Origin of the sequence: Microcoleus sp. T3_A4 (assembly GCF_036700465.1) — a bacterium.
Classification (GTDB): Bacteria; Cyanobacteriota; Cyanobacteriia; order Cyanobacteriales; family Microcoleaceae; genus Microcoleus.
The window spans coordinates 41,691-61,666 of the sequence record NZ_JAUBOY010000013.1; the positions used below are offsets into that span (position 1 = coordinate 41,691).

Annotated in this window: 21 protein-coding genes, 1 tRNA gene and 1 pseudogene; 14 read left to right on the forward strand and 9 right to left on the reverse strand. The window is 46.0% G+C overall.

Features of this window, described 5'->3' with window-relative positions:
• Positions 1-70: 70 nt before the first annotated feature.
• Both QUA07_RS09495 and QUA07_RS09500 read right to left on the reverse strand, forming a co-directional pair.
• The gene (locus QUA07_RS09495; RefSeq protein WP_333324430.1) at positions 71-1,162 is read right to left on the reverse strand and encodes an RNA-guided endonuclease TnpB family protein; all 1,092 of its coding nucleotides are present in this window, start codon (positions 1,160-1,162) and stop codon (positions 71-73) included.
• Between the two features lie 110 nt (positions 1,163-1,272).
• A complete protein-coding gene (locus tag QUA07_RS09500) occupies positions 1,273-1,449 on the reverse strand; it encodes a hypothetical protein (protein WP_333324432.1) in 177 nt (58 codons plus the stop codon).
• 246 nt (positions 1,450-1,695) lie between these two features.
• Between QUA07_RS09500 and QUA07_RS09505 the strand changes: the two genes are divergently transcribed.
• The 6 genes from QUA07_RS09505 to QUA07_RS09530 all read left to right on the forward strand — a co-directional run bounded on the left by QUA07_RS09505 (position 1,696) and on the right by QUA07_RS09530 (position 6,389).
• A complete protein-coding gene (locus QUA07_RS09505) occupies positions 1,696-2,247 on the forward strand; it encodes a GNAT family N-acetyltransferase (RefSeq protein WP_172187348.1) in 552 nt (183 codons plus the stop codon).
• A gap of 326 nt (positions 2,248-2,573) precedes the next feature.
• Positions 2,574-2,647: transfer RNA gene (locus tag QUA07_RS09510), tRNA-Pro, on the forward strand.
• 152 nt (positions 2,648-2,799) lie between these two features.
• Positions 2,800-3,660 (forward strand): Tic22 family protein, encoded by an 861-nt coding sequence (locus tag QUA07_RS09515; RefSeq protein ID WP_333080993.1) that lies wholly within the window; start codon positions 2,800-2,802, stop codon positions 3,658-3,660.
• Positions 3,661-3,800: 140 nt separating this feature from the next.
• Positions 3,801-4,781, forward strand: a complete 981-nt coding sequence (locus QUA07_RS09520) for a HemK/PrmC family methyltransferase (RefSeq protein ID WP_333324435.1) — start codon at positions 3,801-3,803, stop codon at positions 4,779-4,781.
• Positions 4,782-4,834: 53 nt separating this feature from the next.
• Positions 4,835-5,428, forward strand: a complete 594-nt coding sequence (locus QUA07_RS09525) for an L-threonylcarbamoyladenylate synthase (protein WP_333324437.1) — start codon at positions 4,835-4,837, stop codon at positions 5,426-5,428.
• Between the two features lie 25 nt (positions 5,429-5,453).
• Positions 5,454-6,389 carry a HAMP domain-containing sensor histidine kinase gene (locus tag QUA07_RS09530; RefSeq protein WP_333324439.1) on the forward strand — a complete coding sequence of 312 codons (936 nt, stop codon included), beginning with the start codon at positions 5,454-5,456 and terminating at the stop codon, positions 6,387-6,389.
• 192 nt (positions 6,390-6,581) lie between these two features.
• Here QUA07_RS09530 and QUA07_RS09535 read toward each other — a convergent pair whose 3' ends face one another.
• Positions 6,582-7,070 carry a GNAT family N-acetyltransferase gene (locus QUA07_RS09535; protein WP_190656314.1) on the reverse strand — a complete coding sequence of 163 codons (489 nt, stop codon included), beginning with the start codon at positions 7,068-7,070 and terminating at the stop codon, positions 6,582-6,584.
• 627 nt (positions 7,071-7,697) lie between these two features.
• On the reverse strand, positions 7,698-8,681 hold the full coding sequence (gene hemB, locus QUA07_RS09540; RefSeq protein WP_333324442.1) for a porphobilinogen synthase: 984 nt from the start codon (positions 8,679-8,681) through the stop codon (positions 7,698-7,700).
• Positions 8,682-8,981: 300 nt separating this feature from the next.
• Here hemB and QUA07_RS09545 point away from each other — a divergent pair, with 300 nt between their 5' ends.
• Together QUA07_RS09545 and QUA07_RS09550 are read left to right on the forward strand one after the other, a co-directional pair.
• On the forward strand, positions 8,982-9,965 hold the full coding sequence (locus QUA07_RS09545) for a DUF1517 domain-containing protein (RefSeq protein ID WP_333324444.1): 984 nt from the start codon (positions 8,982-8,984) through the stop codon (positions 9,963-9,965).
• 329 nt (positions 9,966-10,294) lie between these two features.
• The gene (locus QUA07_RS09550; protein ID WP_333324445.1) at positions 10,295-10,849 is read left to right on the forward strand and encodes a cyclic nucleotide-binding domain-containing protein; all 555 of its coding nucleotides are present in this window, start codon (positions 10,295-10,297) and stop codon (positions 10,847-10,849) included.
• A 225-nt stretch (positions 10,850-11,074) separates the two neighbouring features.
• Here the strand turns inward: QUA07_RS09550 and QUA07_RS09555 are convergent, their stop codons facing one another.
• Positions 11,075-11,521: a hypothetical protein gene (locus QUA07_RS09555; RefSeq protein WP_333324447.1), complete on the reverse strand. Its 447-nt coding sequence runs from the start codon at positions 11,519-11,521 to the stop codon at positions 11,075-11,077.
• Between the two features lie 801 nt (positions 11,522-12,322).
• Here QUA07_RS09555 and QUA07_RS09560 point away from each other — a divergent pair.
• On the forward strand, positions 12,323-12,637 hold the full coding sequence (locus QUA07_RS09560) for a hypothetical protein (protein WP_333324450.1): 315 nt from the start codon (positions 12,323-12,325) through the stop codon (positions 12,635-12,637).
• A 142-nt stretch (positions 12,638-12,779) separates the two neighbouring features.
• Here QUA07_RS09560 and QUA07_RS09565 read toward each other — a convergent pair whose 3' ends face one another.
• The 3 genes from QUA07_RS09565 to QUA07_RS09575 are packed head-to-tail and all read right to left on the reverse strand — an operon-like array spanning position 12,780 to position 13,714.
• Positions 12,780-13,001, reverse strand: a complete 222-nt coding sequence (locus tag QUA07_RS09565; protein ID WP_333324452.1) for a hypothetical protein — start codon at positions 12,999-13,001, stop codon at positions 12,780-12,782.
• Positions 12,955-13,389 carry a HepT-like ribonuclease domain-containing protein gene (locus tag QUA07_RS09570; RefSeq protein ID WP_333324454.1) on the reverse strand — a complete coding sequence of 145 codons (435 nt, stop codon included), beginning with the start codon at positions 13,387-13,389 and terminating at the stop codon, positions 12,955-12,957. Before QUA07_RS09570 ends, QUA07_RS09565 begins: the two co-directional genes overlap by 47 nt.
• Complete coding sequence (locus QUA07_RS09575) at positions 13,367-13,714, reverse strand: nucleotidyltransferase domain-containing protein (RefSeq protein WP_333324456.1); 348 nt, start codon at positions 13,712-13,714, stop codon at positions 13,367-13,369. The genes QUA07_RS09570 and QUA07_RS09575 overlap by 23 nt, the downstream gene beginning before the upstream one ends.
• Before the next feature lie 165 nt (positions 13,715-13,879).
• Between QUA07_RS09575 and QUA07_RS09580 the strand changes: the two genes are divergently transcribed.
• From QUA07_RS09580 to QUA07_RS09600, 5 genes and pseudogenes are all read left to right on the forward strand, one after another.
• Positions 13,880-14,134: a hypothetical protein gene (locus QUA07_RS09580; protein ID WP_333324458.1), complete on the forward strand. Its 255-nt coding sequence runs from the start codon at positions 13,880-13,882 to the stop codon at positions 14,132-14,134.
• Between the two features lie 83 nt (positions 14,135-14,217).
• Entirely contained in the window at positions 14,218-14,484 is a 267-nt protein-coding gene (locus tag QUA07_RS09585) for a type II toxin-antitoxin system RelE/ParE family toxin (protein ID WP_333324460.1), read from the forward strand.
• Positions 14,485-14,674: 190 nt separating this feature from the next.
• The gene (locus QUA07_RS09590) at positions 14,675-16,036 is read left to right on the forward strand and encodes a branched-chain amino acid ABC transporter substrate-binding protein (protein ID WP_333086166.1); all 1,362 of its coding nucleotides are present in this window, start codon (positions 14,675-14,677) and stop codon (positions 16,034-16,036) included.
• 217 nt (positions 16,037-16,253) lie between these two features.
• Positions 16,254-17,330, forward strand: coding sequence for a branched-chain amino acid ABC transporter permease (locus QUA07_RS09595; protein ID WP_333324462.1), 1,077 nt, complete (start codon positions 16,254-16,256; stop codon positions 17,328-17,330).
• A gap of 113 nt (positions 17,331-17,443) precedes the next feature.
• A pseudogene (locus QUA07_RS09600) lies at positions 17,444-17,660 on the forward strand (transposase); the annotation flags it as partial.
• 465 nt (positions 17,661-18,125) lie between these two features.
• Here the strand turns inward: QUA07_RS09600 and QUA07_RS09605 are convergent.
• On the reverse strand, positions 18,126-19,772 hold the full coding sequence (locus QUA07_RS09605; protein ID WP_333324464.1) for a glycosyltransferase family 39 protein: 1,647 nt from the start codon (positions 19,770-19,772) through the stop codon (positions 18,126-18,128).
• Positions 19,773-19,976: the final 204 nt, after the last annotated feature.

The following is a 19,976-nucleotide window of genomic DNA, read 5'->3' on the forward strand; positions in this document are numbered from 1 at the left end:
ACACAATTCGGAGTTTACTTCCTACGCTGTTGGGTAGACGGCTAATCCCAAGATAAGTAGGCTATCCCCCTCAAGCCGAGGGTTCCCAGTTTAAAATGTTGATGCTGGCGTTGAAATCACGATCTAAAGATATGCCACAAGCAGGACAGTCAAAAGTCCGAATGCTTAGTGGCATATCTTTTTTAGTGCCACAATTCGAGCAAGTTTTAGTGCTGGGGAACCATTGGTCTACCAGCACTAAATTTGCCCCATACATTTTGCACTTATAATCGAGTTGACGCTTAAATTCGTAAAAACCTAGATCCGATATTGCCCCAGCCAGCTTGTGATTCGCCATCATGCCCTGAACGTTCAAACTTTCAATCTTAATTAGCTTAAAAGTTTGGGCTAAATAAGTTGTTAGCTTGTGAAGAAAGTCTAAGCGAATACGAGCTATCCGTGCATGGAGCCGACGGATTTTATGGTAGGTTTTGCGCTGATTTTGGGAGCCTCTTACCTGTTTTGATGCTTGGCGCTGCAAGGTAGCAAGCTTGGTTTTCGCTTGTTTTAACGGCTTCGGCGCATCAAAGACCTGCTGAGTAGACAGCGTGGCAAAAGAATTAATGCCTACATCGATTCCTACAGAGCTTTCAGATTGTTGCACTGGCAAACGTTCGGCATCAACGCCAAAGGAAAGAAACCAACGACTTCCTTCTTTGGAAATCGTAAAAGTTTGAGACACATAACCGCATTCTAAGGCCTCGTAGAGTCGAAAAGTTCCCAAGGTAGGAATCTTGATAGTGCTGCCAGCATTTAGTAAAACTTTGCCGTTAGACGAATCAACTGTAAAAGATTGACCGTCTCGGCGACTAGCAAATTTTGGATGACCTGCCTTTCCAGAGCGATACCGACTAAAAGCATCTTTCAAGTCAATCAAAGCATTTTGATAAACGCGACTAGATAATTGATTCATCCAAGCGAATTCAGGCTGTTTCTTGACGTAGTTGGTGAGAACTTTTTTGACTTCGTTAAGTACCTTTGAGTCTGTGAATTGTCCCTCGCCATACATTTGAGTCAGCAAGCTCAACCCCATGTTAAACACTACCCGCCGAAATCCTGCGTGTTTTGCCATCAAGGTCGCTTCCCGGTTATTCAATTTGAGCGCTCGCTTGACGGCAAACACAAAACTTCTCCTCAACGATTAAGTATGGATATTTTTAGCGAACTATTTGGTACTTAAGTCTTGCTCTTCCATGCCTTATGGCAATGGGATTTTCGATTCGACGATTCGACTTAAATTGTGCCCGTCTCCTCACTAAAAGCCAAAGTCAAATCTGTCAGAGAACTTATCACGAGAATGTCACCGTGGCGCCATTCCAGTGGTATTTCCCACCAAGGGTATAAGTTCCGGCGCGATCGGCGGCACTCAAAAGAAGCATTTCCCAAAATGCCTCTGTCCTGGTTCGGCAACAAATTTTACCTTAAAAGCGGGTTGTCCGGGCACTGGCTAGCAGAACAGTTCTACCAAACTTGACAGAATCAAAAAAGCGCAGACTCAATGTTGGACGACAAATCCCTGTTTTCGGCGTAAGATGAGTGTACCGTAAACTGTTCCTCAAGAAGCTACCGGCAATTGATCCTACGCCGATCGGAGTGGGTTTATCTGTCTGGTTCTCTTTCTCGTCGTCCAACTTCTACTACCTTAACCGCGCCTGCATGGGTTTTTGGAAAAACTTATTTAGTAGTTCTGAGTCTGCCTCTGTACCCCAAACAGCGGATTTTGAGGAAGATGTGGCTGTTGGGTTAGGCGATCCGCTTTCCCCAACGTTTCGCAAACCCGCCAGCGGCAACGCTCGCATCTTTTTCAGTTGCGATCGGGACATTGACCTCTACGAACTCGAAGAACTTTGTAATGCAGTGGGTTGGTCCCGCCGTCCCCTGCGTAAAGTCAAAAAAGCTATTCAGCACAGCTTCCTAGTCGTCTCTATGTGGGAGATGCGGGGCAGCCAGCGACGGCTGGTGGGTTTCGCCAGAGCGACTTCAGACCACGCTTTTAATGCCACGCTTTGGGATGTGGTAGTTCATCCTGACTACCAGGGCAAAGGCATGGGCAAGGCGCTGATGAAATACATCATTAAAAAACTCCGCAGTGAAGATATCAGCAACATTACCTTATTTGCTGACCCTCAAGTGGTGGATTTTTACCGCAATTTGGGCTTTATGTCCGATCCAGAGGGGATTAAAGGTATGTTTTGGTATCCAGATTAGCAAGCGAGGTGCAGGTCGGCGTTGATTTGTTGAGGATATACAATACAATATTGACGCTGCCAACACCGAATGCACCTGTGCGCTGCGGTCAGTGAGGCGTGGATGTATCTCGGCATCAGGGCCGTTATGAAGCTCTGCAAGTATTGTCAGTCGATTTGAGCAGAGCACGATAGGAGCTAGGGGCTGGTATGGGTTTTTGGGTGGGATCAAACCGCACAACCTAAAAAAAACTTCGCCTTAGCTGCATCGAGAACTAAATATTTAATAAAGCTTGACAAGCAAGCGGTTTTGTGCGTTAATTGTTAGAGGTTAGCTAACTATAACACCGGGATGTAGCGCAGCTTGGTAGCGCGCCTGCTTTGGGAGCAGGATGTCGCAGGTTCAAATCCTGTCATCCCGATCGCACAATGTTAAAGAATAGATTGAAGCAGAACTGTCTCTGATGTTTACATTTCGTCAAAATGAAAACAAATTGAGGCAGTTTTTGCCGATCGTGTTAAGTCGCCAGTCTTTGCGTTAATGTGTTTCAGGATCGCTCCTGATGGAAAAAACATGAAATCATTAGTTCGTTTGGGCGCAATATTGGGAATTGTCGGCAGCACTCTGCTGGGTTCCTTAGCAACAGACAATATGTCGGCGCTAGCAATCCCCGAGGCGCAAATTTTGGAAAAGTTGCAATCTGTGCCGGTATTTACGATTACGGATGCTCAGGGTGCGTTCCTGACGGGTTCTGTCCCCAAACAAGGTCAAGGTCAAAGCGGCAATACTTCGGTAGTGGTAATTTTTATCAGCCAGAAAGATGCTCAAGCTTACGCCGAAAAACTAAAAACGACAGATCCTCAGTTGGGGGCGTTGGCGCGCGTGAGACCCTTGTCACTGGGAGCAGTTTATCAGATCGCTCAAGCAAATAAAGGCAAGCCGGATGAGGTGCAGTTTGCTTTTGTTCCGACTCCGCAGCAAGTGCAGTCGGCTAAAACTGTACTCCAGCAAGCTGGGCAACAAGTTAACGAGTTAAACGGTGTACCTCTGTTTTTTGCCACTGGGGGCCCGGAAAATGGCTATTTGACGATTCAGCAGGGTCAGAAAGAGGAAATTCCCCTGTTTTTTAACAAGGAGGAATTGCAGGCAATGGTGGAACTTTTCAAGCAGCAGCAGCCGAATGTAACTACTTCAATTAAGATTGAGGTGGTGAACTTGGAGAGGGTTTTGGAAGCTTTGCGTACTGAGAACGACCCGTTTTTGAGCCAAATGATTTTGATTCCGTCGCGGGAGTCTCTGGAATTTGTGCGATCGCTCCAACCTGCCGGTGCGGGCCAAAATCCACAGGTTGCTCCGGCTCCAGCTCGACCAGCTCCAGCTCCGGCTCCAGCTCGACCGGCTCCAGCTCCGGCTCCAGCTCGGCCGGCTCGCTAATAGTTAGTCAGCAGTCATTAGTCATCAGTCATCAGTTATTACTCATGAAATAGTAGGTTGGGTTTCTCGACTCAACCTACTATTTACTAATTACTAATTACCAGTTAGCAATTAACAATTACCCCTTCCAAAAAAGTATTATGTTTGTTTCTGGTTTAGAGCTTTGGCAGTGGGTGAATCAAGCTAAAACAGAGGCGATTACCTATGACATTCCCCTAGCAGAAATCGACTGGCTGCTGCAAGAGCTGGCTGGTTTGGATAGGTTGGCTCTGCGTTTGGAGTCGTTTAAAGATTTGCCAAAAATTGAATTAAAGTTGTCTTTATCTGAACTTGCTCAATTGTGGCAGCGGCGCTTACAGGAACGGGTGCCGGTGCAGTATTTAACGGGAGTTGCACATTGGCGGCATTTTTCGCTCAAAGTAACGCCGGCGGTGCTAATTCCGCGTCCTGAAACGGAATTGCTGATCGATTTGGCTGTAGAAGCTGTTAAAAGCCGTTTAGAAGCAGAAAATATCAATCAAAAATCTACCCCCCCCAACCCCCCCTTACTAAGGGGGGGAGAAGATTTAAACTTCTCCCAGCTTCGGGGGGGAGAATTTGCCAAATCGCATTGGGTGGATTTGGGGACGGGCAGCGGGGCGATCGCGATCGGCTTGGCTTCTGCGTTGACAAATGCTAGGGTTTATGCGGTAGATTGCAGTTCGGAAGCTTTGGCAGTGGCTCGACTGAATGCTGAGAATTTGGGCTTTGAATCGCGAATTAATTTTTATCAAGGTTCGTGGTGGGAACCGCTAGAATTTCTCAAAGGTCGCGTTAGCGGCATGGTGTCTAACCCGCCTTACATCCCCAGCAACACGGTTCTGACTCTACAACCGGAAGTTTTGAAGCACGAACCTCATCTGGCCTTAGACGGTGGTTTTGACGGGTTAGATTACATCCGGCATTTGGTAGAAACGGCTCCCGATTATTTAGAATCGGGGGGAGTTTGGTTGATTGAGATGATGTCGGGACAGGCTGAGGCGGTAGCTGATATGCTGCAAAGTCACGGGAGTTATGGCAAAGTTCAGATATTTTCTGATTTAGCAGGAGTCGATCGGTTTGCCTTAGCCTACCGTCTTTAGGTTTCAAGAATATGTCGTACTTCAAAAATCTAAAATCTAAAATCTAAAATGGCATGACACAAGTTTCGATCGACTCCTTGATTCAAGGGGCAATTTCTGGCAATCATATCGTCAGCTTTCCTACAGATACTGTACCCGCTTTGGCTGCGCGTCCCGATCGCTCGGAGTTGATTTTTGCAGCTAAACGTCGCAGTCAAGACAAACCGCTGATTTTGATGGCAGCATCGGCGAGGGCCTTGTGGCCTTACGTGCAGGGAAGTCCAGCAGAGTTAAACTTGTGGCAGCAAGTAGCCGAATCCTATTGGCCGGGGGCGTTAACTTTGGTGCTGCCGGCTTCAGCCAAAGTCCCGGCGGCTCTCAATCCCATTGATCGAACTACAATCGGAGTACGAGTGCCTGACTTTCCCCTTGCGCTCAAGATTCTAGAGCAGACAGGCCCTTTGGCTACTACCAGCGCTAATTTATCCGGCCAGCCGCCTCTGGAATCGGTGGCAGAAATTGAGGCTCAGTTTCCTGAAGTCTTGACATTAGTTCCTTCGGAATTAGCAACAGTGACAACAGCTTCGAGTTTGCCTTCGACTGTGGCTAAATGGACGGGCAGCGAGTGGGAAATATTGCGACAAGGCGCGATCGAGTTAGAATGCTAAAAGCTAAACTCCAAGGCAAAGCAATATGGCGCCGATCGGCTGGAGCAACTTTATATATTTAGGTATGGGACTGGGGCTGGGTTTGGGAAGCAGTTTGATTTGGCGCCTGCGGCAAAAAAGCTCGCAACAGCCCGAACCGGCGCCCAAAGTAGCCCCACCTCCTCAAGAAATTCACTTAGAGAAGTTTGATGCCCTTTCCGAGCAACTTAAGCAAACTCAATTGGCTTATCAGATGGCATCGGAGATGAGCCAATTTAAGGCGGGTTTTTTGGCTCGAACTTCTCACGAGTTGCGATCGCCCCTGAGCACTATGATTGGTACGCTGCAATTAATTCTCTCGGATTTGTGCGACGATCCTGCTGAGGAACGAGAGTTTGTCGAGCAAGCTCACGTCGCGGCACTCAAGCTGGTGAAATTGATAGATGAAATTATCTCTGTTGCTAAAACTGAACACGGCACTGACAGGATGGATATTGAGCCGATTCAGTTAGCTAAGGTTTTTGACGAGGTTGATGATTTAACTTACTTGCAAGCTGCTAATCGCGGCATTCGTTTGGAGATATTGCCGCCTGATCCGGAGATTTATGTCTTGGCAGATTTGCCGAGGTTTAGGCAAGTTTTAGTCCATTTGGTAGATACTGCTGTGGCTCAGATGGAGGAGGGGAGTATTTCTGTGTCTGCCCATGCTTCGCCGGAATCTGGATACGTTCACATTTGGGTGGATGATCAGCGTTCCGTGAGTGCTTGGAGCGAGTCTTGGGATTTGCTGAAGCACGATTTGGAGTGTGATGTTACTAAGAGCAGCGATAATTCTCAGGTGTCTTCTGGAATGAGGTTATTGATGAATCAGACTCTTTTAAGTTTGATGAGCGGAAAGTTGGAGGTTCTGGCTGTGCCTTCTGAGTCCGAAGAGTGCAATTTTAACCGGACTCAGTGTTCTATTCCTTTGGCAACTTTGTGATGAAGAAAGTTCGGCCACGCGCAATGTACGGGATCTAACGGAGGTGGGGAAGAGGGCAAAAAAATTAACAGATTTAAGGGAGGGCGGGAAGAGGTTCGAGGGAAGATGAAAGAAGGAAATTATTTATAGGGAGTAAGGTGCGCCCTTACGCACCCTACATATTATAGATTTTGATGCCAATCTGGTGATTATTTAACAATTAGCAGTTAGCAATTCGCCGTTGCTAATTTCTAATTCGAGATTCTCTTCTAGAAGCTGATTTTCAAGTACCATTGTGGTGCTAGCGTTTTGTTGAAAACCGATGCGCTCGTAGAAGCTTTGTTTGTAAGTTGTCATCAGGTAAACTCGCTCTACTCGGCACATCCGAGGGTGACTCAAGACGGTTTGCACTAATTTACGGCCGAGTCCTGCACCTTGGTAATCCGGGTGAATGGCGACATCCCAGATGGTAGCTCGATAGATCCCATCTGAGGTGGCTCTGGCAAAGCCGATCGCCCGTGAGCCGTCCCAAACTGTAACAACTGGTTCGCTGTTGGCGATCGCAATTTCCCAATCTTCTATCTTGCGTTCCCTCGCCCAAAAGGCGGCGGCTTTAAATAGTTCTTGGATCTGTGCGATGTCGGCGCGATCGCGACCTATACAAAATTGAATGTGACTGGAATCCCTAGTCGTTGATGTCATGCTCAATCTGCCTTCAAGTTGTATCTAAACTGTGTTACTTTTACTGTTTTACAGGAGTGAAAGTTGATTTTGCTTGGGAATGATCAATGGTTGAATTCCCATTTACACAACTATTTTTAGTTATACATATTTTCTAACTAATTTCGGTGATTATTAATACTTTTTGGGGTAAATTTTGTAAAAAAGTCTTTGAGTCAAAATTCCCAACTTATAACTCATACTATTTGAGATTTTAGATGGGAATGACTGATTTTTTAGGGGTTTGGAGTTTGTCTATAGAGAAACCGGGTTTTTTCCTAGCAATACTTCGTTACAACTAAAATGTTGCACCATTCTCAATAAGCTTTTTATGAACAGGCTTTCCGGCCTGTTCCACAAAGAGTGAATTTTCTTGGGGAACAGGCGGGAAAGCCTGTTCCTGAGAATGGTGCCATATCTCAGTTACAGCCCACTGAAACGGTAAAAACCCGGTTTCAATGCGTCGTGTATCGGTAAGCGTAAGCTATAGCTAGTGTCTTGCCTAATTGCTCAAAAACCATCTATCGATAGAGGTATTGACTCCACGAAAACACCCGAAGATTGTGCGGTGGAGTCAAATCTCTAATCTCTAATCTCTAATCAAGTGAATCAGTTTTGCAGCCAGCGGGCGGCATCTTTGGCGTGATAAGTCAAAATCAAATCACAACCAGCACGCTTGAATCCTGTCAAAGTTTCCATCACTACTCTTTCTTCATCTATCCAACCGTTGAGGGCGGCGGCTTTCACCATCGCATATTCCCCAGAAACGTTGTAAGCAGCAACTGGCAGGTTAGTTGCTTCCTTCACGCGCCAGATGATGTCCATGTAAGCTAAAGCCGGTTTAACCATGAGCATATCTGCGCCTTCGGCAATGTCGAGAGCAATTTCTTTCAGAGCTTCGCGGCCGTTTCCGGGGTCCATTTGATAGGTGCGCCGATCGCCAAATTGCGGAGCAGAATCTGCAGCATCCCGGAACGGGCCATAATAAGCTGAGGCGTATTTTGCCGCGTAAGACATGATGGGAATATCTTCAAATCCAGCACTGTCCAATCCTTCGCGAATTGCGCCGACAAAACCGTCCATCATTCCCGAAGGTGCGATAATATCTGCACCGGCTTTAGCTTGAGCTACTGCGGTTTTCTTCAGCAATTCTAGTGTGGGATCGTTCAAGACGCGGCCGCTTAAATCTCCGACTTCCAAATAGCCGCAGTGACCGTGACTGGTATATTCGCACAGACAAGTATCGACCATGACGATTAAATCTGGTACGGCTTTTTTAACTGCTTCCGTCGCTTTTTGGACGATGCCACAATCGTGCCAAGCACCTGTTGCGTCTGTATCTTTATCTGCGGGAATGCCGAATAAAATAATCGCGGGAATGCCGAGGTCGTAGACTTCTTTTGCTTCTTCTACTATTTTGTCTACCGATAGCTGGTAAACTCCCGGCATCGATGTGACTTCTTTAGCAAAAGCTTCCCCCGGTACAGCAAATAGGGGGTAAATTAAATCGCTGGTTGTCAAGATATTTTCGCGTACCATCCGGCGGAGTTGGGGATGGTTGCGGAGGCGGCGGGGGCGGTGAGTTGGAAACATAATGTTTTTTTTACGGTAGATAAAGCCCTGTTTTTGAGGACTCGCGGCGTTTCTTTAAAAGTCTAGAGCTTATTGTTGGCCGATCGCCCTTTACATAAGTAAACTTCTGTAAAACCCGCGATGTCCATTGTTCGTAGTCAGGAATGCCAGTCCTTTCTAGGGTTTCTCGTTTGCAGACTCAGGCCTAACTGTGGTTGGATGGGTTGGTACGGATATCTCGCTGGCTTCATACCTATAACCAGGCTGCCCAGAAGCGAGGATAGACTGTAAATTATAAATGTATCGAATAGTAACGGTCTTATGTACAAGCAACTAATTTCAAAGATCAAACCGCTTTTGAAATCACTATTTGCGATCGGTCTGGTACTGACGCTAGCCCTCGGTAACGCTGATGGAGCTCTGGCGGCCCGCAGCGGAGGACGCATCGGGGGCGGATCTTTTGGAGCTCCGGCGCGCAGTTACTCGTCTCCTAGTCGCACTTACGCACCGTCGGGAGGGGGCTACTATCCGGGTGGTGGCTTTGGAGGTGGCTTCGGTTTCCCGTTCTTGCTGCCGTTTTTTGGCTTTGGGGGTGGGTTTGGCGGCCTGTTCTCGATTTTGATTTTTATCTCGATTGCTAATTTCCTCGTCCAAAGCTTCCGCCGCGCCGGGGGCGGAACTGACGAACTCGGCAACAGCGCCTCCACTACCACGGTATCTGTCGCCCGCTTGCAAGTCGGTTTGCTAGCAGAGGCCCGCGGTTTGCAGACCGAACTCGACTCCCTAGCGCTAAAAGCGGATACCGATACCGCAGCAGGTCGCGCTCAAGTGCTGCAAGAATCTACTCTGGCGCTGCTGCGGCATCCTGAATACTGGGCTTACGCGGGCGCTGAATCTGTGCAAACTCGCTTGGAAGCAGCCGAAGCTAAGTTTAATCAATTTTCTTTGGCAGAACGCAGCAAATTTACTGAAGAAACGCTCTCGAATTATAACAATCAGCTCCGGCAAGCAGGGAGCAGCAATATCCTGCCAGGTTTGCAGGAAAATGGGGCGCTGGTTGCTTCTGATTTGAATTCAGATCCTGGGGAATTTATTGTGGTGACGGTGATTGTCGGTACTCAAGGTAAATTGCAATTGCCAGCAGTGAAAAACTCTGAAGATTTGCGCCAAGCTTTGCGTCAGATTGGGGGAGTATCGAGCGAGCAGTTGCTGGCGGTTGAGGTGCTGTGGACTCCTCAAGCCAACGGGGACACTCTGACTGCTGACGATATGTTGGCCGGCTATCCTGATTTGCGATCGATTTAGTGAGCAAGACTGGGCGCGGAGCATTGTCTGCCGCGCCCCATCCTGGAGCCAAGCTGGGCGGGTTAACCCCATTGCTTTTGAGACGGGAATTTCGCGGGATGTTGGGGAGGTCGATCGAGTTAAAAAAGATTGTTTAACAAATGCTAGTATTGAGAGATTATGTTTCAGCGTGATTCATCTGCTATTGGCAAAGCCTGCCCAATATGGGTTTTGCGAAGAAGTTAGGCAGGATAAAAAAAATGTATTAAGCGAGGACTGCTTCGGAAGAAGTTGCGCTCGCGCGTCATCTAAATTTTATATAAATAAGAAGCGATCGAGAGCTAAAACTTATGGCCGACAGCAGCAGAAAAAAAGCACTTTTTATTTTGAGCCAGTTAAATAATGACGATATCAACTGGATCGTCCAAAAAGGCAAAAAGGAAGTTCTAGATCCGGGCGGGATTTTGATCTATGAAGGGAGACAGATAGATGCGCTCTACATTGTTTTGAATGGGAGTTTGAGCGTTTTAATCGAGGCTGAGCGGACTAGAGAACTCGCTAAAATAGCCAGCGGAGAACTGGTGGGAGAAGTCTCTTTCATTGATGCTCGCCCTCCTTTGGCAACGGTGAAGGCAATAGAAGAAACTCACTTGCTGGCAATTCCTAGGCGGCAGTTAGTCATCAAACTTCAAAACGATATGGGCTTTGCATCCCGGTTTTATTATGGAATTTCACTGTGTCTGGCAGACAGAATGCGCGGTACGATCCGACATATAGAATATGGTCGCAATATAGAATTAGATCAACCAGAATTTGAACGAGAGGATATCAATCCTAACGTTATGGAAAATTTGGCGCTAGCTGAGGCTAAGTTTAATTGGCTGAGGGAAAATGTTAAAGCTTAAGCAATTTTAAGGCGTTTTTAAGCTGGGTCTGAAAACTTGCCGATTGATACGGTCATTGAGAGATGTACGATGTAACTTCTCAACTCAAAAAACAGATGTGCAAAACGAAATAGGGGCGGGTCGTACCGGAAATATCGATCGATAATTGCCGGAACTATAAAAACCCGCCCCTGTGCTTTGCCGTTGCAACCTCGCGCGCCCAAATGCAACTACCAAGCACACAATCTAGATAATGCCCGGCCCTTTGCCGCGGGTGTCTGCATCCATTGTCAGTTTTCCTTCTTCGCCTTTTTTATCTTTGATTTCTGCGAGAATTCGAGCGCGTTCTTCAGCTTCGGCTTCTTCTTTTGCTCTCAAATCGCCCGGTTCGTTGATGTACATTTCCGGTTCTATCGCGTAATTGTTAACTAGACCTTCTTTGTCTACTGTATAACCATCTGTAGTGTGAATGCTTTCGTCATCGGTTTGGTCATCAGTTTTTGCACTCTTCTGCTTCCCTTCGGTGGTTGTGTGCATGAAGTTAGCACCTTCCCGTTCTTGCCGCGCTGCTGTCTCAGCAGGAGTAATGCCCCTGTCGTAGTGGGGGGCTTCCATATTGGCTTCGATTTGTTCGTCGGCAGGTGTTGATTTGCTAACTTCTTTTTTGGGGGGTATTGGTTGGCGATTAGTCATGATTTATTCCTGAGTTATCTTTTCAAAAAGGTCTTTGGCTTATGTTTAAATAATAAGTGTAAGCTAACTCATTAACAAACTATCTTTGGTTATAGTTTGCGAGAAATTGCTGCAATCTCCCATACATTTAGTGAGTCTTCCTCAAGACTGATAAATTTCTCTTTTTATTGAAAACTTTACATTTTCCTACTCTTTGACATCTATCTAAAGACAGATAATATCCTTTCAGGTCAATTACCTCTAATCAAGGGGTTTGTAGTGAGGACTTGGGTCTTCAGATTTTTATCATGACTAAAGTCCAATGGCACAGAAAAAGGCTTAATCACGCCCTCCGTTTAGCTTTCAAGACAGAGGGAGGTTCCTGCATTCGAGGATACGGTTTCGGCCTGGGTTTCCAAACACTAGATTCAGAACGCTCAGGTTGAATCGTGAGTAAATTAGTTGCCACCTGTTCCAAAAGTAATTGACGCCATTGTCGCTGTTGGCGTTTTCCTGTAGTTGCCAACAGCATCAATAACAGATTAAACTGCTGCGAAAGTTGATTGGAATGAGAGTTGAAAAACTGTATTTTCTGACAAAGATACAGCCTGCCACATAATGGCACGTAATCAAGTGTAAGCTAATCAGTATGTCCAGATTTCTTTTCTCACCATCACCGGAGTTTTAGCTGTTAAAATCTCCATTTTTAACGTAGTTTTGAGATAGGGTCAATTAACTGCTGCTGCCGACAAACGAAACCCAGATAAACAATTCAACTTTTCAACAGTATAGCGTTTGGTATCCACCAATATTGTCACTACAATGATAGGCTCAGCTCTGAAGCCAGGGCGCTTAATTCGCCATACTTTCCGGACGATGAAACTAGACGGCAATGCCTCGAATTCCTCCAAAGTCATGTGGGTTGGGACAATGTTGGGGCTGATTCCCGACGACTTTTTGAGCGCCAATTTCCAACTTTTTTCCCCGCCCTTAAGTCAGTTTTACGGAAATGATTTTTACGGCAAACAGCATATTCTCCTGGCTGTTTCACCACAAATAAATCGACATAATTACCCTAAGCTTGCTCTGGCAATATCACATCGTCGGGAACTAAATTTGCATAAATCAAACGGCTGATCACAATCTCACTGCTCACCTGCGTCAGCTATGCCAGCGGATACCACAGCCAAGCGTGAGCAATCAAAAGAGTACCACTATTTTAGCGATGGTTCATCCACACCCAGCTTTTTGATTGCTGTGTTGCGGATACTCGGCTTGATTAGCAGCAGTATGATTCATCAACACTTTTGTCCCATCTAGTACCCGCACCCGTCGTCCACACCATTGTTGTTCTATGGGAACTTGCTTTTCTCTCTTCCTCTGCGACTATGGGTACTAACTGTTGAACGAGTTTATCTGGTAGTCGCTGACGAGCTTTACTGTATGCCCCGGTATCAGAAGAAGGAGGCTGGACTCCGGCGGCACTGAGCCACGTACTCATCCGCTTCACGGCCCCACTCAAACTTTTGTCGGGAGCGAGTACCTGGGATATCATCACCCACAATGTGACTATCGGTGTGTAGATGCTTTGGTCGTAGGTGATTTTCTCGTTCGCTAGAAGCTCCTGGACTTTGGTCATAACGGTGAACTAAAATATTGTGTAAGTTAATCGCATTTCGCCAATCAATTTCGGGATGAAACTGCTGAAACTCGATCAAAACTCTGCGAGCTGCTTCGCCCAAAATCCCCAACTGCCGCTCTACGGCACTTTGCATAAAAACACTTTCCAGGTAAGTGTCGTAAGAAGCATCAGCAGTAAACTGTTGAATCCGACGGATTGCTTGCGCCATGTCCCAAAGTGAAGCGCTATCCCGATCGTTCGCTGGCATAAATCACTCGATGCGTTTTCAAAATGTTCGATCGCCGATAGGGATTTTTTAACTGCTTGTTTTCCACCAAATCTATAGAACGGTGAAATAAATCCTCTATCTCTTCCTGCATACTCAATAAATGAGACAGCGTGAGGCGGTGCGAGGGCTCGTAAGTAACTAATACATCCACATCGCTATCAGGGCGAAAATCATCCCGCAGCACCGATCCAAACAGGGCAAACTCGACAATGTTCCAGCGCTGGCAAAATTGCGCGATCGCATCTAAAGAAACTTTTAGGCGATCGCTCACTAGATATTGTAAATCCGCTTGTAACTCAATCATGGGCGAGTCAACCTCAGACTACAAAATTCAGAGAATCCAAGCATTGCTATAGCAGCCGCTAATTTACCACACTTGAGCATCCCAGACACATTTAAGTTTTCGATGCAAACAAAATTTACTAGACTTACTGATAAGATGAGAGGAGCTAGATTGAGAGGTCATCTTATGTCGCCGATAAAACAACGCCTTCTAGAAGCGATCGAACGGACTCCTGAATCGCTTTTAGAGCAAACCCTGACATTCCTGGAATTTTTGACCAGTCGGACACAGACCGCCCTCGCCCCAGACTTCGACTCGGATTTTGACTCAGACACCGACTCCAACGACAAAATCCTCGCTGACCTGAAAGCCTCCCTCCACCAAGCCAAAGCGGGACAAACCTTCCCCATCGATGAGCTCTGGGACGGCATCAATGTCTGATATGCCAGTCCAACTCAAATTCACCGCACTCTTCAAATGTCGCCTCAAAGGACTCGCTAAAAAGTATCGCCAAATTCAAACCGATGTTAAGCCCGTCCTCGATTCAGATTATCCAAGGAAACTTCATCGGAAACCAGATTACAGGCACCCCATACACCGTTTACAAAGTCCGGACTAAAAACAGCGATGCCCAAGTTGGTAAGAGCGGTGGCTATCGTTTGATTTATCAAGTTGAATCACCGACTCAGGTTGTTTTACACCTGATTTACTCGAAATCAGAACAAGCAAACGTCTCGGCCGAGGAAATCCAAACTGCGATCGCACAATACCACGCAGAACCAGGCGAATAAGACATTTTTCAAGTCTAAACTTTGGATATCGCCGACATTGATATCACATATGGCCCAAGTCCCGAACTTCTTGCGGCAGCAGTGTATCTTTGAGAGTTGACACAAATTTTTTAAACTTGTGCTAACTCTTGACTACATACTGACTAGAGTGAAAAATATGCAAAAACGCAAGCAACAAACAAACCAACCTATGAACTTTTCCCAGAAGTCAGGCGGCAAAAGTGCCACACCCCCAAAAATCAACTCAACACAGAATCTCACCGCCGCAGGATTACGGAAATTACTTTTTGCCGCCGGAATAGCCTCTCTGTGCGCTAGCTGTCAAAATCCTGAAGCACCCACCGCCACAACTCCCGGAGGCAGCCCCGGAAGCAGTCCCGCAGCCACTCCCGTCGCAGTCAGCAGCCCCGGCGACCCAAATACTGTCAAAATTGTCTCCATGCTGCCCATGACAGGCAGCGCCCTGGGTCAAGCTCAAACAATGGTCAACGGCATCCAACAAGCCCTCGCCGAAACCAACTCGAAAGCTTGCGACGGCAAAATCCAAATCCAATACGAAGTTTATGATGACGCCACCGCCGCCGCCGGCAAATGGGACCCAGCCCAAGTAACGTCAAACTCCAACAAAGCCGTGGCTGACGGTTCGGTAGTTGCCGTCATCGGTCACTATAACTCCGGTGCAGCCAAACTTTCCATTCCAGTGCTCAACCAAGCTAACATCGTCATGATCAGTCCGGCTAACACTTATCCGGGACTGACTAAACCAGGAAAAGGCGAAGCCAAAGAACCCAACGTTTATTATCCCGCTGGTACTCGGAATTTCACCCGCGTTGTCCCCGCTGACGACCTTCAAGGTGCTGTAGCTGGCAACTGGGCGAAGTCTTTGGGCGTGCAAAAAGTCTACATTCTCGACGACCAAGAACTCTACGGCAAAGGCATCGCTGATGTTTTTGAAGCAACTTCTAAAAAGTTGGGAATTCAAGTCCTCGGAAGAGAGGGAATTGATATTAAAGCTAGCGACTATAAGGCGTTAATGAATAAAATCAAAGCTTTAAATCCCGACATGATTTACCTTGGAGGCACTACTCAAAGCAATGCGGGACAAATAATTAAAGACATGAGAAATGTCGGAATGACGCCTGATGCAGTTAAGTTCATGGGGCCCGACGGCATTAAAGAGCAAGCTTTAATTGACGCGGCAGGCAAAGATGCCGAAGGAGTTTACGCTACTTTTGGTGGCTTGCCTCCTCAAGAATTGACTGGTGCGGGTGCGAAGTGGTACACAAGTTACAAGGCAAAATATAATGCTGAACCGGAAGCTTATGCAGCTTACGCCTATGAAGCTGCTAAAGTTGCGATCGGCGCAATTAATAAAGTTTGCAAAAATGACCGTGCTGCTATCCGCGAAGCTGTCTTGGCAACTAAAGATTTTAACGGGGTACTCGGCACTTGGAGTTTTGACACCAACGGCGACACGAGCTTGACTACAATGTCAGGAAATGTTGTTAAAGGTGGCAAGTGGGAGTTCGTGAATGCGCTCAAGACGGAATAATTAGTCAGTTGTCAGTTGTCAGTTGACTGTTGTCAGTAGTGATTTTAACTGGTTCCTAGGCTCTGCTTAGGAACCAATGTAACTCTTGGTCTGCTGGGCTTTCCGATCCGAAAAATTGGAGGTAGAGCCTCCGAATCCGCGTTTCTAATATCTGCCTAGAAACGAGTAGAATGAATGTTCCTAATGGCCAATGCCCAATTCCCAATTACTCAAAAACATGAAGAACTGGAAAAGTATTTTCTTATATCTAGGTGTATTTTATATAGTTTTGCTATTAGGGCCGATCGCAGGATTTGACCTGCCAAAAATTGTTGGAGAAATAGTCAGCAATCCTGAAGTTTTTATCCAACAATTATTAGTTGGTCTGGTCAACGGCGCGCTGATTGCAATTATTGCTTTGGGCTACACTATGGTTTATGGCATTATTGAGTTAATCAATTTTGCTCACGGCGATTTGTATATGTTGGGTGCTTTTGCTTCCCTAACCGTGTTCGGGGCTTTTGGGATGCAAGATGGCGCACCTTTGGCTATTGCTATACCGGTGATGTTAGTTGCTTTAATTGTATGTTCGGTATTTTGTGCTGGACTCAATATTGTTGTGGAAAAGTACGCTTATCGGCCTTTGCGAAATGCTCCCCGTTTGGCTCCTTTAATTTCAGCGATTGGAGTTTCTTTTATTTTCCAAAATATGGGTCTGTTTTGGGGAGGATTGAAAGCTTTTATTCCAGTGATGGGTTCTAATTCGGCGGCTCCGAAAAGCTTTCCCGATTTGTTGCCGCGAGTTGATATTCTAAAGTTTTTGGGAATTCAAACGAGTATTGTATTTACTACGAAAGATTTAATTGTGTTGGTGGTGGCTGTGGTATTGATGGTTTTGCTTCATGTTTTTGTCCAGTACACTCGTCTGGGAAAGGCGATGCGGGCAACGGCTCAAAGCCGCGATGCTGCTAAAATTATGGGGATTAATGTAGATCAGATTATTGCTCTGACTTTTTTGATTGGTGGAGCTTTGGCGGGTTCGGCGGGAATTTTGGTTGGTTTGTACAACAATACTATTGTGTTTACGATGGGGTTTACGGCGGGTTTGAGGGCTTTTACGGCGGCGGTTTTGGGGGGAATTGGCAATATTGTGGGGGCGATGTTAGGAGGGGTTTTGATTGGGTTGCTGTCATCTTTGAGCGATCAGTATTTGTCGAGTCGCTGGACTAATGCTTGGGTGTTTGGGGTTTTGGTGGTGATTTTGGCTTTTCGGCCTGGGGGTTTGTTGGGCGAGAATGTTCAGGAAAAGGTTTGAAATTGCTGGGTTTAAATAATGGCAAGAGATACTTATCGGGACTTAAACAAAAAATACGAGCTAAATGAGTTCTAATGCTTGAAGAGCAAGCATATAACCTTAAAGAATGAGCAATGAAAGAGACGACCCCCGCCGCGATGCCCCCCTGCTTTGATAAATGGTGTCAAAGATTTGACGATATCTTTGGTCATCAAGCCCAAAAACGGGAGTTGAGGAACTATTTAGGCGGATTATTGGGAGATCGGGAGCGAAAAAACCTCTCGCAGATGGCGACAAACGCCTTGGCGAGTAATTTACCACAAATTACACCATTTTTTAACTGCCGCGCCCTGACGGGGTTCTCAACCCGTCAGCAATTTGATATTATTGATAGGCATTGCTTAAAGTTGTGCTGTGATTCAAGGTCAAAAAATCAAGGCAATGGGAATTCTAAAATATGTGGCTAAGTTAACTGAATACGGGCGATCGACACGTCGCCCTAGTAGTTTTTGAATTGGATTATATGGTCAGTGTTGGGTTCCGCGAAGCGGAGGGAGTTGGCAGGGAAGGCAAGTCAAGACATTATTACGCTCATTAATCGGAATTAGGCGCAATAAACTACGATTTTTCAGAGGGGTATGATGGCTATGTCCTTGATTCTATCAAGGTTTTGACTCTTGTTGTCACCCCATCAGGGGTAATGCTTGTATCACAGTTTAAATGCACAACCGCTTATATGGATTGTCCAGTGCCCCACTCACTCATGCCATCTCAACAATCTACTCCCGACAAAGAAGCCCCCAAAGTCTCATGGTTCTAGCGCTTGGTTGTTTTAAGTTTGGGAGGAATTCGATAAATAACCCTGTTGGGTGTTTCTTGATAGAGTTCCAATGTTTTTTGAATGTATGCAACTAATTTAGGGTTATCTTTTGCAATTTGATTATTGTTATATTTAACAATTCCCATCCAATCTGCTCCCTTGGTAATCAAATCTTCCAAGATGGCAATTAAATTATCATCTGTTATGGGATATTTCCAATAAATACTATTCTTTCTCATGCTCTCTTGAGGACTCGAAGGAGGGAAAGCCCGATAAATAGCAGGAGGAAAAACCCAGCCACGTCGGCGACTATAATAGATAGCGACGGGATCGCCACCTCCAGCATTAGCTAGAGTAACAACAAGGTCACTTGGTTGAGTTATTTGCTGCAAAGCTATCCCTAGTTCGTAACCCTCTTTTGCCCAAGGATAATAGCACCATAGGTTTAACTGTGTATAACCTATTCCAGAAATGATTAGTAGTATTGCCGTTATGAGTGCTAATGCTGAAGATGAACCTCCGACTCGCTTGGCGAATGAAGCAAGTGCTATCAAACCATTTCCTGCTAGAGCTGCGGCGGCTGGGTTGATAATATTTAAGTTAGAGGGATTTAGGACGAGTTCTTGAGCACCAATGAAGTAATAAATGGCAAAAGCAAGTATCCACCAATGAAACATCGCTGGTACTGGTACAGCTACATTACTTGACTGCTCCTCAGATTCCTGGGTAGGAAGTTTATAATTAGGAGGAAGGAACAAACCAATAGCAACAAGGATCATAATGGGATATGTCCAAAGCCAGTTATAAATATGATTATATAGTTGAGGAAAGAAATATTTTTTTTGCCACCATTCACGTGAAGCAGGATCCCAGAGCCAGTTCCCGCTACCAGCAAAGTGGTAAGGCGGATAGGTGAGAGAAATATGCCTCGCCCACAAATAATAGGCAGCTACTGGCAGGAGGATGGAAATGGCAGCTACTCCAATTAATATCAGCTTTTTCGGGCGCAGTAATCCTCGATGACCCAGGACAACAAATATTGTATAGAGCATCGGAATGCCAATGATTAAACCTGGTAGTTTGGTTAAAAAGCCCCAAATTGCAAACAGGCTGGCAAGCAATAAATAGTGCCAGCGGTCAGTTTGTAGGTAAGCAATCAGCATCCAGAAACTTGTGACAACTAATGCAACCATTGCCGCGTCTGGAAGGAAAGACCGATCCAGACATATATTTCCTGGAAAAATTGCGATAATTGCAGCACTCATAAGAGCGCGATCCCGATCCCAAATACGAGAAACTAACTGATAGAAGGCAAATATTCCCCACAAGCTAAACAGGACAACGACGCTGCGTCCCACCCAATCATGCTGTCCCAATACAGTATAGAGAAGGGCTGTAATATAAGTAACTGTTTGAAATTCGCGTCCATTATAGCTAGGCCCTGGCCCATCCCAGCTAACTTCAGGGTAGAAGATATTCCCATTTCTGCGATAGAAATTTTCGGCCATCATGGCTGTGCTTGACTGACGCCAACTAAAGCTATCAATAAATGGCTGATTGATATGAATCAATCGCACAATAGCAGCCACTACCATAATTGATATCAGGAGATAAGTGGTGTTCCTATAAATTGGAATTTTCATCTTGGCTCTGATGATATAAAAAATATCTGACCTGTAAAGCTACGCAGTAAGGTAGTGGAACCTAGACAAGGGCAGCGCTAGATAACTAACCTTACACCTTGGAAGATATCTTGGTCAAGTGGAGTACGCTAACCAGCAAAGAGGGGGAGCCTTCACAGCCTGCTCCCCCAAAAGGTTGCAGGTTCTCTCCTGCGTAATTTTTTT